This window comes from Massilia cellulosiltytica (assembly GCF_047325105.1).
GTDB classification, from domain to species: domain Bacteria; phylum Pseudomonadota; class Gammaproteobacteria; order Burkholderiales; family Burkholderiaceae_D; genus Telluria; species Telluria orientalis.
The window spans coordinates 4,735,423-4,751,827 of record NZ_CP168562.1 but is presented as its reverse complement, the minus strand read 5'-3'; the positions used below and the strand labels follow the sequence as shown (position 1 = coordinate 4,751,827).

Genomic DNA, 16,405 nt, shown 5'->3' with positions numbered 1-16,405 from the left:
CTCAGGTGCGCGGCTTGGGTTGCGCGGCCCGCCGCGGCCCGCCGGCGACCGGCTTTGGCGGCAGCGGGGGCGGCGGATTCGCGCGCCAGTGGCGGTAGATGCGCAGGGCGACGTGGGCGTCGTCGGCCGCGTACAGGATCTGCTTGTCGGACAGGCGCGGCAGGGCCCAGTTGGTCGTCGTGATCTTGCGCGATTTCTGCAGGCGCTTGCCGAAGAAGCGCGCGACGGCCGTCTTCGCGCCCAGCGCATTGCGCTCGCCGCGGCGCAGGGCCGTGGACAGGTCGAGCACGTTGCACGTCTCGATGCCCAGCTTGGCGCGCAGGCGGCGCAGGTCGTCGCCGAGGCCGAAGCCGACTTTCAGGATGGCAGGCGATTCCAGCACGGCGCGCAGCACGTCGACGCCAGGCGGCGTATCGGCGGGAGCGTCCGGCGCGCGCGGCTTGAGCGTGCCGATCTGGAACAGATAGGCGTGCCGGTCGGTGGCGAGCTGGACGAGATGCGGTCCCGTCGATTGCTCGCCCTTCTGGAACGTGGGCTTGGATTCGGTGTCGAAGCCGATGACGTCGGACGCCAGCAGCGCGGACAGCGCGCCGTCCGCATCCTGGCGCGTGCGTACGAGACGCACGTCGGCCAGGGTGATGCCTTCGTAAGGGGGGAGGGCGTCCTCGGCCTCGCTCATCCGTGCTGCCGGATCAGCGTTTCGCGAACTTGGAGGCCAGCTGTTGCAGCTTTTCCTGGCGCTTGCGGTCGGCTTCCACCTGGGCGGCGGCATCGCGCTCGGCCTTCTTGCGCTCGGCTTCCTTCTTGAAGCGTTCCTGCAGCATTTCCTTGGCGTGCTGGCGGTGCGTGTCCGTCACCTCGGCGCCCGGATTGCCGTCCAGGTCGTAGCGCACGGTGGCTTTTTCCATCGCGCGCAGGTAGCGCATCGAGCCCGTGTGGATGCCCAGCGCGGCGCGCATCGTCTTGCGGTTCAGGCCGGGCAGGCGGGCCAGCACCTGCTTGTCGATGCCGATCGCCAGCGGCAGGCAGTCGCGGAAGGCCTTGAACTGTTGTTGCAGCTGCTTGAGCAGGGCGCGGGGCGACTGGGCGGCTTCCGGGGCCGCAGCCGGCGCGTCATTCGCAGGCGCGTCGGGCGTGGCGGGGGTGGCGTTTTCGGTGGCCTCGGGGAGCTCGGCGACAGGACTCATCGTATTCATTGACTTCATGGTAAGAACGGGAAGCGGAAGGATAGCATGGCCGCGCCGCGCGCGTGCCGCTCAGCCATGTAAAGCATCGTTTTATTGAGTAGATGACGGTGATTTCATGCATGTACAGCGGCGCGCGGGCAAGAAATCGTGTATGATCCGCCCCTTTCCTTGCGCACGGTTTGCGCCGACGCAGCCAGGGTCAGGAAGAGGAAAAGGAAATATGCGTCTGAGTGATATCCCATATCGGATATTTCAATTATCGCTAAACATTTCCTTCGGGCATAATGCCTCCGTCTCCTCTATTTCTCCTCTGGAAAATAGATTCAAGCCCGTTGTCTGACGGGCTTTTTTTCGTTCCGACATGCTAACCCGCGATTTCGACCACGTTCCGTTCCGCTTGAACCCACTGTGCACGCGCGCCGCAGCCTGTCCCGGCTGCCCGGGGCGCCCGCCGGGCAGCGGCAGGAGTGCTTGATATCCGGGCCTTCGTCCCTAGTTAGGGCCTTCCCCCTCATCCCCGCCCACAAGGACCGCCCCGCGGACCAGGTGGGTTATTGACTTCGCAGGCACTGCGCCACGCCTCGACTGGAGAAAGTTATATGAAAAACACCGCCAAGACCCTGACACTGACAGCGAAGAAAGCGCCGGCCAAGAGCACGGCCCAGCTGTCGGTGCCGAAGACCGCGACCTCGTATTTCCTCGAAACGGAAGCGGCAGCCAAGGTGACGGTGGTGAAGACGCGTTCGCGCCTGGCGTCGCTGAAGGCAGTGCAGGCCGAGGAAGCGTCGCGTCTGCAGCCGGAACAGTTCGACGACGCCGCCGCCGCGGACGAAGCGCAGGCCGAGGCCGTCGCTGCCGACGTGCAGGCAGCGGAAGACGTTGCCGAGCCGGTCGCCGAGGCTGCCGAGCCCGTCGTCGCGCCCGTCGCCGCCGTGGCCTTCGATGAGACGGACGACGTGATCCCGACGCCGACCGCGCCCGCCGCGCCGCCGGTGATCGTCAAGAAGCGCGTCTCGCGCCTGGCCGCGCTGAAAGCCGACGCCGCGCCGGCCGCCGTGGCCGTTCCTGAACCGGTCGCCGCCGCGCCGCAGGCGCCGGCCGTTGCCGCCCCCGGCGCCGAGCCGGCCGCCCGCGTCGTGCGCACCCGCACGGCGCGCCGCATCGAGCCGTCCGCCGCGTCGACGACGTCCGCGCAGCCGACCGGCACCGTCAGCACGACGACCGACGCCGCCGCGCTGGCCGCGATCGACACGTCCGGCTACCTGCTGCCGCAAGTGAAGGTGCCGGGCCGCCGCGGCCGCAAGCCGAGCGAATTCGTGCCGGAGAACGACGAGATCGCGGCGCTGAACGCCGTCGAGCGCGCCGAGCTGAAGGCTGCGTCGAAACTGCGTGAGCGCAAGGCCAAGGGCAGCGCCAACCTGTTCGGCGCCGCGGAAGGCTTTTCGGCCGAGGAGCTGGAAAAGCGCCGCCAGCAGCTGAAGAACCTGATCAACATGGGCAAGGAGCGCGGCTACCTGACCCACGCGGAGATCAACGACCAGCTGCCGGAAAACATCATCGATCCGGAAGCGATCGAAGGCATCATCGCGACGTTCAACGACATGGGCATCGCGGTCTACGAGCGCGCGCCGGAAGCGGAAATGATGCTGCTGTCGGACGCCGTCGTCACGCCGACCTCCGAAGACGAAGTGGAAGCGGCCGCCGCGACCGCGTTGTCGACCGTCGACTCCGACTTCGGCCGCACGACCGATCCGGTCCGCATGTACATGCGCGAGATGGGCGCCGTGTCGCTGCTGACGCGCGAAGGCGAGATCGCCATCGCCAAGCGCATCGAGGATGGCCTGAAGGACATGGTGCAGGCGATCTCCGCGTGCCCGGTGACGATTTCCGAGATCATCGCGCTGTCGCACAAGATCGCCAAGGACGAGCTGAAGATCGATGACGTCGTGGACGGCCTGATCGACCACAACGAAGGCGCCCCCGCCACCGCGCCGGTGACCAGCGCGAGCGACGAGGACGAGGACGAGGAAGACGACGACGTCGAGGAAGAGGAAGACGAGGGCGGTGCCGGCGGCAGCGCCGCGGCGGGCTACTCGGCCGAACAGCTGGCCGCGCTGAAGAAGGGCGCGCTGGACAAGTTCTCCCTCATCGAGAAGCAGTTCGACAAGATGGGTCACGCGTTCAAGACGCAGGGCTACGGCTCGCCGGCCTACACGGCCGCGCAGGAAGTGATCTCGTCGGAACTGCTGGGCATCCGCTTCACGGCGAAAGTCGTGGAAAAGCTGTGCGACACGCTGCGCCACCAGATGGACGAGGTGCGCTCGATCGAACGCGCCGTGCTGGACATCTGCGTGAACCGCTGCGGCATGCCGCGCGCCCACTTCATCAAGGTCTTCCCGGGCAACGAGACGGACCTGGAATGGGTGCAGCGCGAAGTCGATTGCGCGTATCCGTACAGCGCCGTGTTGAAACGCAACGCCCCGGCGATCCTGGAACTGCAGCAGCGCATGATCGACCTGCAGGCGCGCGTGGCGCTGCCGCTGGCGGACCTGCGCACCATCAACCGCCAGATGGCGGCCGGCGAAAAGCGCGCCCGCACCGCGAAGCGCGAAATGACCGTGGCCAACCTGCGTCTCGTGATCTCGATCGCGAAGAAGTACATCAACCGCGGCCTGCAGTTCCTCGACCTGATCCAGGAAGGCAACATCGGCCTGCTGAAGGCGGTCGACAAGTTCGAGTACCGCCGCGGCTATAAATTCTCGACGTATGCGACGTGGTGGATCCGCCAGGCGATCACGCGTTCGATCGCCGACATGGCCCGCACGATCCGCGTGCCGGTGCACATGATCGAGACGATCAACAAGATGAACCGCATCTCGCGCCAGATCATGCAGGAAACGGGCACCGAGCCGGACATGGCGACCTTGGCGACGAAGATGGAAATGCCGGAATCGAAGGTCCGCGAGATCATGAAGATCGCGAAGGAACCGATCTCGATGGAAACCCCGATGGGCGAGGACGGCGATTCGCAGCTGGGTGACTTCATCGAGGACAACGCGACCCTGGCCCCGCTGGACGCCGCGATGCACGCGTCGATGCGCAACGTGATCAAGGAAGTGCTGGACTCGCTGACCCCGCGCGAAGCGAAGGTACTGCGCATGCGCTACGGCGTCGAGATGTCGAACGACCACACGCTGGAAGAAGTGGGCAAGCAGTTCGACGTGACCCGCGAGCGTATCCGCCAGATCGAAGCGAAGGCGATGAGCAAGCTGCGCCAGCCGTCGCGCTCGGACAAGCTCAAGACGTTCCTGCAGAACCAGTAAGCGTTACGCGAGTCCCGAACAGCCGCGCCGCCCGTCCGGGCCGCGCGGCTTTTTTATTGCGCGGGCAGAAGTCCTGTGAGGAAAGCCTGCACCGGGCGGGACGCCTTCGCGGCCTCGGAGCAGACCAGGCCGAATTCGCGGTGTACTGGCGGCGTCAGCTGCATGACGCGCAGCCCGCGCCGGTCTTCAGGCAACGTCGATTCGGGCACGAGGGCGACGCCCATGCCTTCGCGCACCAGCATGCAGGCGCTGGCCCAGTCGCGCACGGTCACGCGGATGTCCGGCAGGCGCAGGCCCGCCCGTTCCACGAGACGCTGGCCGTGCACGGCGCAGCCGCCCGTGGCGAGGATGAACGGCTGCGCGGCCATTTCGCCGAGCGTGACGCCGGCCGCGCTGGCGCGGCGGCCCAGGGGATGACTGGAAGGCAGCACCGCCACCCACGCGTCGCGTCCCAGCAGCGCTGCCGCGCGTCCCGGGGCGGGATTCAGCACCACCCCCAATTCCACCGTGCCGGCGGCCAGCCACGCTTCCACCTCCTCGTCCGTGCCTTCGAGCGCCACCAGTGCAATGCCGGGATGGCGGCGCTGGAAATCCCGCAGCAGGCCAGGCAACAGCGTCGAGATCACCGATGGGAAACTGGCCAGGCGGATACGGCCCCCATTGAGGCCCCGGCTGTCATCGGCCAGCGCGCGAATCGCGTCGAGACGTTCCACCATCGCACGGGCCTGCTCCACGACCTGCTCGCCCAGCGCCGTGATGCCGATGTGCCGCCGCTCGCGCGTGAACACCTTGAATCCCAGCGACGTTTCCAGTTGCGCGATGGCCTGGCTGGCACCGGACTGCGTAATGCCCACGCGCTCGGCGCCGCGCGACATGTTGCCGGCATCGGCGACGGCGACCAGCAGGCGCCAATGCAAGAGGTTCATCATGGGAATCAGTAGCTCAGCTAATACGTGGAAAATCAGACATTAATTTTACGGGCTAATGGGCCACGAGGATACTGCTCGACCGTGTCCAACGTTCCGAGGAGTTTCATGAAGCTGTACTACGCCCCCCATACCTGTTCACTGTCTCCCCATATCGTGTTGCGCGAACTCGGCCTGCCGTTCGATCTCGTCAAGGTCGACAACCGGACCAGGCTCACCGCGGACGGCCGCGATTTCCGTACCATCAATCCGAAGGGCTATGTGGCCGCGCTCGAACTGGACGACGGCCAGGTGCTGACCGAAGGTCCGGCCATCGTCCAGTACCTGGCCGACCTCGACCCGGAAAGCGGACTGGCGCCGCGCGCCGGCACCTGGGAGCGGGTGCGGCTCCAGGAGTGGCTGAACTTCGTCGCCACGGAGATCCATGCCGGTTCGGCCCCGTTGTTCAACACGGCACTTCCCGAAGAGGCCCTGGCCTGCTTCCGCGCCAGGCTGTCCAGCCGATTCGATTTCTTGCAAGACGTCCTGGGCCGCCAGGACTATCTGGCGGGCGCGTCTTTCAGCGTCGCCGACGCCTACCTCTTCACCGTGCTGGGCTGGTGCAGGTTCTTTTCCATCGATCTCGGCCACTGGCCCGCCTTGCAGGCCTATGTGCGGCGGATCGGCGCGCGGCCCGCCGTGCTGGCGTCGTTACACGCCGAAACCGCGACGTGATCAGCCTGGCGCCGTGCCGCTGGTCGAGGCGAGGAGCTTGGCAAGGAGGGTTGAAAGCTGCGCCTGCTCCTTCTCCGTCAACCCGCTGACGACGGCCTGCTGGTTGGCGACATGCGCGACGACGGCCTCGTCGATGAGGGCGAGTCCCGTGGCGGAGAGCGCCACCAGGGTGCCCCGGCCATCCCTTGGGTTGGGCTGGCGTTGCACGAGCCCGGCCTTTTCCAGCCGGTCGATGCGATTCGTCATGCTTCCAGAGGAGATCATGGCGGCTTCGTAGAGGTCGGTCGGCGTCAGCGCATAGGGCGTGCCGCTGCGCCGCAGCGTTGCCAGCACGTCGAATTCGCCCGGCTGCAGGCCGAAGCGCGCGAATAGCGGATTGAGGTGGTCGCGCATGATCACCACGCCCGCTTCGCCAAGTCGCCCCAACAGGATCATGGGCCCGACGTCGAGGTCCGGGCGTTCGCGCGCCCATTGAGTCGCTGCTTTTTGTGCTCTATCCATGTTTGCAAGTATCTTGATGTAGAGATAAAATATCTTCACATCAAATTATATGGAATGCCCGTCGCGCAGCCAAGCGTCGAACGGTTCCAGGAACTCGACATGTCAAAATCACTCGGCGCATATGCCTTTCCAGCAGCGGTCGTGCTCGTTGGAATCAACCTCCGTCCCACGATGGCGACGATCGGGCCCCTGCTCGACGTGATCCAGCGCGAGACGGGGCTGAGCGATACCGGGGCCAGCCTGCTGACCACGCTGCCGGTCGCATTGATGGGCGTGTGCATGCTGGGCGCCTCCCGCCTGCAAGCCGCACTCGGCGCGCGCCGGGGCATCGCGTCCGGCGTGCTGCTCATCGTACTGACCTGCCTGGGACGCTGGGCGTGGAGCGGCCCCACCGCATTGCTCGCGACGGCGATCGCAGGCGGCATCGGCATCGCGATGGTCCAGGCGTTGATGCCGATGGCGATCCGGCACCGCGCGGGAGGGCACACGGCAACGGTGATGGGTATCTATTCGACGGCGATCATGGGCGGGGCGATGATCTCCAGCGCGGCCAGTCCATGGCTGGCGCAAGGCATGACCTGGACCGCGGCCCTGGGCGTGTGGGTGTTCCCCGCCCTGGTGGGACTGGCGGCCTGGTGCCTGGCCACGTCGCAACCCGATGCGCTGCCGGTGCACGCGGCACGGCGCCCGGTCCATCGCAAGAGGCGCGGCTGGCTCCTGCTGGGTTTTTTCGGCCTGGGCACCGGCGCCTATACCCTGGTATTGGCGTGGCTGCCGCCGTTTTACACGCAGCTCGGCTGGTCGCCGGAAGCGGCGGGGGCGTTGCTCGGCGCCCTGACATGCGCGGAAGTGGCGGCGGGGATCGCCGTGTCCGCCGTGGTTGGCCGGACGCCCGACCGGCGTGTGGTGCTGCTCCTGGCGATCGGCGCGCTCCTCGCGGGGATGCTCGGCTTTTCCCTCGCCCCGGCCGCTCTCGCATGGCCGGCGGCCCTGCTGGCCGGGCTCGGTATCGGTGCGCTGTTCCCCCTGTCGCTCATCGTCGCGATGGACCACGGCGATAACCCGGCGGATGCCGGTGCGATCGTGGGTTTCGTCCAGGGCGGCGGCTACCTGCTGGCGGCGATCCTGCCGCTCGCCGCCGGACTGCTGCGCGAGCACCTCTCGAATCTCGCACCGGCATGGTGGTTGATGGCCGCGCTCTGCCTCGTACTGGCGCTCATCGCCATGTCGTTACGCCCCGGCCATCGCATTTCCTTGCAGGGCTGATACACGGCGTTCGGCATGCCGGTCCGACAAGCTTTGTGGTGCCGCCCCGACATAAGTTATCAAACGAAAAATGGTTCTATCGAGAAATTCACAATCTGTCTGGTATTGACGAGCCAGCTTGCGGATACTTGGCACATCGACTGTTCCACATATCCACATGGCTCGCTTTTCTTTCCTTTTGTTGGCCGCCGCCTGCGGCCTGCCGCTGGCCGCATCGGCCGGCGCTGACGACACGATTTCCACCGACCGTCCCGACTTCGTCGAATCCAGCCAGGTTGTCGGCAAAGGCCGCCTGCAGCTGGAAACGAGCCTGCAGTGGGAGCGCGACCGCGCCGGCGGCGTGACCGCGCGCACGCTGACCACGCCGACCCTGCTGCGCATCGGCCTGGGTGAGACGACGGAGCTGCGCTTCGAGACGGACGGCCGCACCGTCGCACACGCGGGCGGCGCGACGACGGCCGGCTACGCCGACACGTCCGTCGGCATCAAATGGCATACGGCCGACCAGGACGGCGCCGCGCCGTCGCTGGGCTGGCTGCTGCATGCGGACCTGCCCGGCGGCAGCAAGGCCCTGCGGGGTTCCGGCGTGCGCCCGTCGCTGCGTGTCGCCGCCGAGTGGGAGCTGGCCAATGGCGTCGGGATCGGCATCATGCCCGGCGTCGGCACCGACAACGACGAGCGCGGCGCCCGCCGCGGCTACGGCATCCTGGCCGCCACGGTCGGCCGCGACATCACGGAACGCGTGCACGGCTTCGTCGAACTGGCCGCGCCGCGCATCGCGCGCGCCAACCGCGGCGGCACGCAGGCCGTCTTCGACACCGGCGTGACATGGCTGCTCACGAACGACATTCAACTGGACGCCGCGCTGAGCCGCGGCCTGAACCGCCGCACGGCGGACCTGGGCATCGGCCTGGGCCTGTCGGTGCGCCGATAACGGAAGGAATTCCCATGCTGAACCGCTTCACCATCCGCCAGCGCATGCTGGCCTGGAACGTCACCGCCATCGCCTTCGTCGTCATGGTCGGCGGCATCGGCGAACTGGCCGTCGGCCAGCTCGACGGCGCCATGGACGCCATCACCGGCAACGGCAGCGCCATCCGCCACCAGATGCAGGCCGACCAGGCGCACGACGCCCTCCGGGCCGACGTGCTGGCCGCGCTGCTGGCGGGCGATGCCGACACGGCCGCGCGCGACGCCGCCCGGCGCGAAGCCGCCGAACACAAGGCGCTGTTCCGCGAGATGATGGCGAACCTCGACAGGCAGGTGAAGGATCCCGCGATCCGTGCGGCCATCGACAAGGTCAAGCCGGACGTCGACGCTTACCTGCGCGGCGTCGACGCTATCCTGAAGGTGTCCGATCCGGCCGCCGCGCGCGCCGCGTATCCGGCGTTCATGGACCGCTTCCACGTACTCGAAAAAAGCATGGAGGCGCTGTCCGGACATATCGAAGCCGCGTCGGACGACACCCGCGCCGCCGGCGACGCGACGGTGCGGCGCGCGCGCGTGCAAGTGGTCGTGATGGCGCTACTGGCCGCGCTGACGACGTTCGTGGCGGGCGTGCTGCTCGTACGCTCGATCAGCCGTCCGCTCGACGCCGCGATCGACCTCGCCGACCGCATCGCGGCCGGCCGCCTCGACACCGACCTCGCGTGCGGCGAAGGCGACCGCAGCGAGACGGGGCGCCTGAACCGCGCGCTGGGCGCGATGCAGGCCAGCCTGCGCCGCATCGTCGGCGACGTACGCGGCGGCACCGAGGCCATCGCGACCAGCACGGCGCAGATCGCGGGCGGCAATGCCGACCTGTCGCGCCGCACGGAAGCGCAGGCCGGGGCGCTGGAACAGACGGTGACGTCGATCGAACAGCTGACGGCGACCGTGCGCCAGAACGCCGAGCACGCTCGCCAGGCGGACAGCCTCGCGCAATCGGCATCCGGCATCGCCCAGCGCGGCGGCGCCGTCGTGGGCCAGGTGGTCGACACGATGGGTGCGATCGACACGTCCGCGCGCCGCATCGTCGACATCATCGGCGTCATCGAAGGGATCGCGTTCCAGACCAACATCCTCGCGCTGAATGCGGCGGTGGAAGCGGCCCGCGCGGGCGAGCAGGGACGGGGATTCGCCGTCGTCGCGGGCGAGGTGCGCACCCTGGCCCAGCGCGCCAATGCGGCGGCGCACGAGATCAAGGGCCTCATCGACGATTCCGTGGCCCGGGTCGATGCCGGCACGCGCCTCGTCGCGGAAGCGGGTGCCACGATGCGCGACGTCGTCGACAGCGTGGGCCGCGTGACCGCGATCATGGGCGAGATCAGCATCGCCAGCGGCGAGCAGGAGCAAGGCATCGGCCAGGTCAACCGCGCCATCGGCGCGATCGACGACGCCACGCAGCAGAACGCGGCGCTGGTGGAAGAAGCGACGGCCGCGGCGAGCGCGATGCAGGAACAGGCGGAGCAGCTGCAGCGGCTCGTGGCCAGTTTCGTGCTCGCCGCGCCGCCCGCCGCCGCGCCGCGCGCCCCGCAGCCGCCGGTCGGGGCCGCGCGCCTGGCGCTGCAATGATTACGATGTAGACAGGTTGGGCCACGCCGGCCCGGCCTTGGCATACTGTCGGTATGCAAACTTCGATCCGCTCCGCTTCCCTGGCCTGCCTGCTGGCAGGCGTCCTGTCCGTCCCGGCCGCCCGTGCGGACGACGACACCATCAACCCCGACCGTCCCAACGTCGCCAACTCGAGCCAGGTGGTGGGCAGCCACCGCGTCCAGCTCGAGACGGGCGTCCAATGGGACCGCCAGCGCGACCCGGAGGCGCACGTGCGCACGCTCACGACGCCGACCCTGCTGCGCATCGGCGTGGCCGACGCGCTCGAACTGCGCGTGGAGACGGACGGGCGCACGATCGAGCACGCGAGCGACCCCGCGTCGGGCGCGCACACGGTCAGTGCCGGCTGGGCCGACCTGTCCGCCGGCGTGAAATGGCATGTCGCCGACCAGGACGGCATGCGGCCATCCGTCGGGATGATCGCCGAGGTGGCGCTGCCCACGGGCAGTGCGGCGCTGCGCGGCAGCGGGTTCCGGCCGTCCATCGAGCTACCGGTGGAGTGGGATCTCGGGCACGACTGGTCGCTGGGCGTGATGCCGGGCGTGGTGCGCGACAGCGATGTTACGTACGGCGTGTTCGCGGCGTCGGTCGGGAAGGCGTTCAGCGAGCGGCTGCACGGCTTCGCGGAAGTGGCCGCGCCGCAGATCGGGCACGGGACGCAGGCGATCGTCGACACGGGCGTGTCGTGGCTCGTGAACAGGGATTGCCAGATCGACGCGATGGTGGTGCATGGGGTGAATCGCCAGACGCCGGGGCTGAGCCTGGCGTTTGGGATCTCCATACGGCGCTGATCCCCACGCGCCGGCCCGCGCGTTCAAGACACGGACACGACCAGCTTGCCGGAGGCGGTGCCGTCGGCGATGGCGCGATGCGCGTCGGCCACGTTGGCGAGCGTGTATTCGGTCGGGGCGATGCGAACCTGGACTTTGCCCGCTTCCACCAGCCGGGTCGCTTCACGCATGATGGCACCGTGCGCGGCACGGCGCTTGCCGGTGATAAGGGGCAGCAGCGTGAAGACGCCCGAGTACGTGGCGGCCCGGAAGGACAGCGGCGCCAGCGCATGGGTGCCCCAGCCGAGGGCGCTGACGACGTGGCCCCCGTACAGGCGGGCCGCGCGGAACGAGGCGTCGAGGGTAGGGCCGCCGACCGTGTCGTAGACGATGTCGAAGCCTTCGCCGTCCGTGTACTGCGCGACGTAATCGTCCACGGGGCTCGCGCGGTAGTCGATCGCGGTCGCGCCGTACCCTTCGATGGTCTCGCGCTGGCTTGCCGAGCCGGTCGCGTAGACCTCGGCGCCGAATGCCCGGGCGATCTGGACGGCGATGTGGCCGACACCTCCCGCGCCGCCGTGGACCAGCACTTTCATGCCGGCGCCGATGTTGGCGCGGTCGACGAGGCCTTCCCAGGCGGTGATGAACACCAGCGGCAGCGCGGCGGCTTCGCGCATCGAGATGTTCCGGGGTTTGTGTGCCAGCAGGTTTGCATCGACCGCAGCGTATTGCGCCAGGGAGCCTTGCACGCCTGCGATGCCGCCCGTCATGCCGTAGACCTCGTCGCCCGGACGGAAGCCTTCAACGCCGGAACCGACGGCTTCCACGACGCCGGCCATGTCGATGCCGAGGACCGCCGGCAGGGCGGTGCGCGCGTGGTCCGCCTTGCCGGCCACGATCTTGGTGTCGAGCGGATTCACGCCGCTCGCCGCGACACGGACCAGGACCTGGCCGGGACCGGCGACCGGACGGGCGACGTCGCGCAGCACGAGGGGTTCGTTGTACGCGGTCAGGACAACGGCTTGCATGGTGGTCGGGTTGCTCATGATATTTCCTTTCGGGCGGTTGTGGTTGGCACCACCTTCGATCGCAGCGCCAGTGAACCTAGTGTAGGAAAAAAGCGCAGCCGGAAAAATGGCACGGCCGCCAATGCAGAATTTCGGATTCGTGGATAATCGGATTGCCACTGTTACAATACCCGCCTGTCACTCATGCCGGGACGAGGAAGCATGGACCGTCTGGATGCATTGAAAGTCTTCTGTTGCGTCGTGGAAGCTGGAGCGTTCAGCCGTGCGGCCGACCGGCTGGGGATTTCCACGTCTTCGGTGACGAACCAGGTGGCGTCGCTCGAGAGCCATTTTCGGGTGAAGCTGCTGAACCGCACGACGCGCCGCATGTCCCTCACCGACGAGGGTCGCCAGTGCTACGACAACGCGGTTCGGCTGCTGGGCGACATGGATGAACTCGAAGGTGCGCTGCGGCAGTCGAATGCGATGCCCAGCGGCGTCCTGCGGGTCGACATGCCGGGCATCATCTGCGACCTGATTGTCGCGCCGGTGCTGCCGCTGTTCTTCCGCGAGTATCCGGATATCACGGTCCGGATGACGGCCAACGACCGGTTCGTCGACATGGTCGAGGAGGGAATCGACGTCCTCGTGCGGATCGGGAACCTTCCCGATACCCACCTCGTCGCGCAAACCCTGGCGACAACCCGTTATGTCTGCTGTGCCGCACCGGATTATCTGGCGCAACGCGGCACGCCGCAGTCGCCCGACGATCTCACGACATTCGACTGCCTGAACTTCGTTTATCCGAAATCGCGCCGCATCCGCCCGTGGTTCTTCGAACGGGATGGGCAGCCCGCGCCGCTCGCGCTGCGCGGTGTCTTCGGCACGGATCACGTCGAAACGCTGGTTGCGGCCGCGGTGGCCGGCGGCGGCATCATCCAGGTCTTGTCGTTGTCCGTGCAGGACAAGATAGCAAGAGGTGTTCTCGTTCCCGTCCTGGCGGATTACGCCGCCGCCGGGCCGGACGTCTCGGTGCTGTTCCAGCAACAGCACCTGCGTGCGGCGAAGGTCAAGGCGTTCGTCGACTTCCTGCGCGAGACGTTCAGGCGGCGGGAGCCCGACGGTTCGGGGTGAACCGCCAGGCGATGGGCGGGCGGATCGTCAGCCCGTGTTGCGCAACCCCGCCGCAACGCCATTGATCGACAGGTGAATCCCGCGATGCACCCGCTCATCGACCTTCTCCTCGGCCGACAGCGCCCGATGCCTTTGGATCAGCTCGACCTGCAGGTGATTGAGCGGATCGAGATATGCAAACCGGTTCTGGATCGACCGCGCCAGCAGCGGGTTGTTCACGAGGCGTTCCTCCGTGCCCGTGACGAGCGTGAGGCAGTGCAGCGTCTCCGCATACTCGGCCGCGATGCGCTTGAAGATGCGCTCGCGCAGATCGGCATCCGGCACCAGTTCCGCGTAGCGCGACGCGATGGCGAGGTCGGTCTTGGCCAGCACCATGTCCATGTTCGACAGCAGCGTCGCGAAGAACGGCCAGTGCTGCGCCATCTCGCGCAGCAGCGCCAGGCGCTGGTCGCGGTCGCCTTCCGCGAGCCAGCCGGAGACGGCCGCGCCGAAGCCGAACCAGCCCGGCAGCAGCAGGCGGCACTGGCCCCACGAGAAGCCCCAGGGGATCGCGCGCAGGTCTTCGATGCGACGCGTCGACTTGCGTGACGCGGGGCGCGAGCCGAGGTTCAGTTCCGCGATCTCCGCGATCGGCGTCGCGGCGAAGAAATAGTCCGTGAAGCCCGGCGTCTCGTACACGAGGTCGCGGTAGGCCTTGTACGCGCGCTGCGACAGCTCGGCCATCACGGGCTCGAAGCGGGACAGGCGCTCGATCTGTTCGCGGTCCGCGTCGTGCGGCATCAGGCCCGCTTCCAGCGTCGCGGCGACCAGCAGTTCGAGGTTGCGGCGGCCGATTTCCGGATTGCTGAACTTCGACGAGATGATCTCGCCCTGTTCCGTCAGGCGGATCTGGCCGTTGACGGTGCCCGGCGGCTGCGCGAGGATGGCCTCGTAGCTCGGACCGCCGCCGCGGCCCACCGTGCCGCCGCGGCCGTGGAACAGGCGCAGCTTGACGTTCGCGTCCGCGAACACCTTCACCAGCTTTAGCTCCGCCTGGTACAGCTCCCAGTTCGATGTCAGGAAGCCGCCGTCCTTGTTCGAGTCCGAATAGCCCAGCATGACTTCCTGCAGGCGGCCCTGGTGCTCGATCACGTCGGCCACGATCGGCAGCGCCATCCACGTGCCCATGATCTCGGCCGCGCGCTGCAGGTCGGGGATGGTTTCGAACAGCGGGATCACCATCGCGTCGCTCTTCTTCTCGCTGGGGCGGAACAGCCCCGTTTCCTTTTGCAGCAGCAGGACTTCGAGCAGGTCGGACACTTCTTCCGTGTGCGAGATGATGTAGTTGCGGATCGCGCGCGTGCCGTAGCGCTTGCGGATCTCGCGCGCCATGCGCAGGATCTGCAGTTCGGAATTCGTGATGTCCGAATAGCTTTCGTACGGCGTGTACAGCAGGCGTGGCTGCGCCAGTTCGTCCAGCAGCAGTCTGACTTTCGCGTCCTCGGACAGCGCGGCGTAATCGCCTTCCACGCCCGCGCGCGCGAACAGCTCGGCCAGCACTTTCTCGTGTACGTCGGAGCTCTGGCGCATGTCGAGCGAGGCGAGGTGGAAGCCGAAGATGCGCGCCGCGCGTACGAGGCCGTTCAGGCGCGGCACCGCGAGGATGGCGCCGTGGTTCTCGTTCAGCGAATCGGCGAGCACCTGCAGCTCCGCGCGGAACTCCGATGCATCGCGGTACGCATCCGCATGGCCCACTTCCTTGCGCAGGATGTTGGTGGCGCCCAGTTCGCGCGCCGTCGACGCGAGGCGGGCGTAGACGCCGATCAGCGCGCGGCGGTAAGGCTCGTCGCTGCGGTGCGGGGAGTGGTCCGGCGACGCATCGGCCAGCGCCAGCAGCGCGGGGCTCGCGGACACGAGCAGCGTGGACGGCGACAGTTCCGCGCCCAGCGCGTGCACTTCGTCGAGATAGAAATCGAAGATGGTCGTCGAGTGGCGCACGAGCGCGCGCTGCATCGTGGCGGCGTTGACGTTCGGGTTGCCGTCGCGGTCGCCGCCGATCCAGCTGCCCATCTGCATGTACGCTGCGTCGTCCAGGCCATCGGCCGCGGATCCGTACTGCGCCGCGATCTCTTCCTCGACGTCGTCGTACACGGCCGGCAGCTCGCGCAGGAATGTCGTCCGGTAGTAGGACAGGGCGTTCTCGATCTCGTCCGCCACCGTCAGTTTTTCGTAGCGCAGCATGCGGGTCTGCCACAAGGTCGCGATGCGGGCCTGCAGCAGTTGCAGGTTGCGCGCGCGTTCCTTCGGCGTCAGCGGCAGGTCGCGCTCGGCCAGCAGGCGGGCGATGTCGTGCTCGGCGTCGAGCGTCGACTTGCGCTGGACTTCGGTCGGGTGCGCCGTCAGCACGGGGGCGATCAGCGCTTCGCGCAGGAAGCCTTCGACGGTGTCCTGCGCGACGCCCGCATCCTTCAGGCGGGTGAGGGCGTAGGCGACGCTGGACGGCTGCGGCTTCGAGCCGGCCAGCAGGTGGGCGCGGCGGCGGCGGATGTGGTGCTGGTCTTCCGCGATGTTGGCCAGGTGCGAGAAGTACGAGAAGGCGCGCACGACGGAGTTCGTCTCTTCGCGCGACAGTTTCGCCAGCAGCGTCTTGAGTTCGGTGCCGGCCTGCTCGTCGTCTTCGCGGCGGAAGCGCACGGCGGTCTGGCGGATCGTTTCGACGACGTCGAACACGGCTTCGCCTTCCTGGTCGCGCAGCACGTCGCCGAGGAGGCGGCCGAGCAGGCGGATGTCTTCTTTCAGCGGCGCGTCCTTGTCGACGTTGCCGGGCGGTTGGGGGGAGAGTGCAGCGGGATTGTCCATATCGACCATGGTTGAATTGTTGAAACTGCAGAGACAACGAATCGGTATTACCAAAGGTCCTGCGGGGCGCGCTGGCGGTTTGCCATGGCCTGCGGGTAGGCCCATGCTAGAATTTGTGATCTCAGGTATGGGCTTAACCGGCGCTGC

The 16,405-nt window shown here is 67.6% G+C and carries 13 protein-coding genes; 7 read left to right on the top strand and 6 right to left on the bottom strand.

Translation table 11 applies throughout. The features are described from left to right. Position 1 precedes the first annotated feature (1 nt). On the bottom strand, positions 2-679 hold the full coding sequence (locus ACEN9H_RS20670; RefSeq protein ID WP_371766231.1) for a 3'-5' exonuclease: 678 nt from the start codon (positions 677-679) through the stop codon (positions 2-4). 13 nt (positions 680-692) lie between these two features. Further along, a complete protein-coding gene (locus ACEN9H_RS20665; RefSeq protein ID WP_056127639.1) occupies positions 693-1,196 on the bottom strand; it encodes a ProQ/FINO family protein in 504 nt (167 codons plus the stop codon). A 590-nt stretch (positions 1,197-1,786) separates the two neighbouring features. Between ACEN9H_RS20665 and rpoD the strand changes: the two genes are divergently transcribed. Continuing rightward, positions 1,787-4,510 carry an RNA polymerase sigma factor RpoD gene (rpoD, locus tag ACEN9H_RS20660; protein ID WP_413671910.1) on the top strand — a complete coding sequence of 908 codons (2,724 nt, stop codon included), beginning with the start codon at positions 1,787-1,789 and terminating at the stop codon, positions 4,508-4,510. 53 nt (positions 4,511-4,563) lie between these two features. Here the strand turns inward: rpoD and ACEN9H_RS20655 are convergent, their stop codons facing one another. Continuing rightward, positions 4,564-5,439, bottom strand: a complete 876-nt coding sequence (locus ACEN9H_RS20655; RefSeq protein ID WP_413671909.1) for a LysR family transcriptional regulator — start codon at positions 5,437-5,439, stop codon at positions 4,564-4,566. A 105-nt stretch (positions 5,440-5,544) separates the two neighbouring features. Here ACEN9H_RS20655 and gstA point away from each other — a divergent pair, with 105 nt between their 5' ends. After that, positions 5,545-6,150: a glutathione transferase GstA gene (gene gstA / locus ACEN9H_RS20650; protein ID WP_413675613.1), complete on the top strand. Its 606-nt coding sequence runs from the start codon at positions 5,545-5,547 to the stop codon at positions 6,148-6,150. Here gstA and ACEN9H_RS20645 read toward each other — a convergent pair whose 3' ends face one another. Beyond that, a complete protein-coding gene (locus tag ACEN9H_RS20645; protein WP_413675612.1) occupies positions 6,151-6,651 on the bottom strand; it encodes a MarR family winged helix-turn-helix transcriptional regulator in 501 nt (166 codons plus the stop codon). It lies immediately after the preceding gene. 99 nt (positions 6,652-6,750) lie between these two features. Here ACEN9H_RS20645 and ACEN9H_RS20640 point away from each other — a divergent pair, with 99 nt between their 5' ends. The 4 genes from ACEN9H_RS20640 to ACEN9H_RS20625 all read left to right on the top strand — a co-directional run bounded on the left by ACEN9H_RS20640 (position 6,751) and on the right by ACEN9H_RS20625 (position 11,300). Further along, positions 6,751-7,917 carry an MFS transporter gene (locus ACEN9H_RS20640; RefSeq protein ID WP_413671908.1) on the top strand — a complete coding sequence of 389 codons (1,167 nt, stop codon included), beginning with the start codon at positions 6,751-6,753 and terminating at the stop codon, positions 7,915-7,917. Between the two features lie 157 nt (positions 7,918-8,074). Next, positions 8,075-8,851 (top strand): transporter, encoded by a 777-nt coding sequence (locus ACEN9H_RS20635; protein ID WP_413671907.1) that lies wholly within the window; start codon positions 8,075-8,077, stop codon positions 8,849-8,851. A 14-nt stretch (positions 8,852-8,865) separates the two neighbouring features. Continuing rightward, the gene (locus tag ACEN9H_RS20630; protein WP_413671906.1) at positions 8,866-10,470 is read left to right on the top strand and encodes a methyl-accepting chemotaxis protein; all 1,605 of its coding nucleotides are present in this window, start codon (positions 8,866-8,868) and stop codon (positions 10,468-10,470) included. 53 nt (positions 10,471-10,523) lie between these two features. Further along, on the top strand, positions 10,524-11,300 hold the full coding sequence (locus ACEN9H_RS20625) for a transporter (protein WP_413671905.1): 777 nt from the start codon (positions 10,524-10,526) through the stop codon (positions 11,298-11,300). A gap of 23 nt (positions 11,301-11,323) precedes the next feature. Here ACEN9H_RS20625 and ACEN9H_RS20620 read toward each other — a convergent pair whose 3' ends face one another. Next, positions 11,324-12,325 (bottom strand): zinc-dependent alcohol dehydrogenase family protein, encoded by a 1,002-nt coding sequence (locus ACEN9H_RS20620; RefSeq protein ID WP_413671904.1) that lies wholly within the window; start codon positions 12,323-12,325, stop codon positions 11,324-11,326. A gap of 183 nt (positions 12,326-12,508) precedes the next feature. Between ACEN9H_RS20620 and ACEN9H_RS20615 the strand changes: the two genes are divergently transcribed. Then, positions 12,509-13,420 carry a LysR substrate-binding domain-containing protein gene (locus ACEN9H_RS20615; protein ID WP_413671903.1) on the top strand — a complete coding sequence of 304 codons (912 nt, stop codon included), beginning with the start codon at positions 12,509-12,511 and terminating at the stop codon, positions 13,418-13,420. A gap of 27 nt (positions 13,421-13,447) precedes the next feature. Here ACEN9H_RS20615 and ppc read toward each other — a convergent pair whose 3' ends face one another. Continuing rightward, positions 13,448-16,363, bottom strand: a complete 2,916-nt coding sequence (gene ppc / locus ACEN9H_RS20610; RefSeq protein WP_413671902.1) for a phosphoenolpyruvate carboxylase — start codon at positions 16,361-16,363, stop codon at positions 13,448-13,450. Positions 16,364-16,405 lie beyond the last annotated feature (42 nt).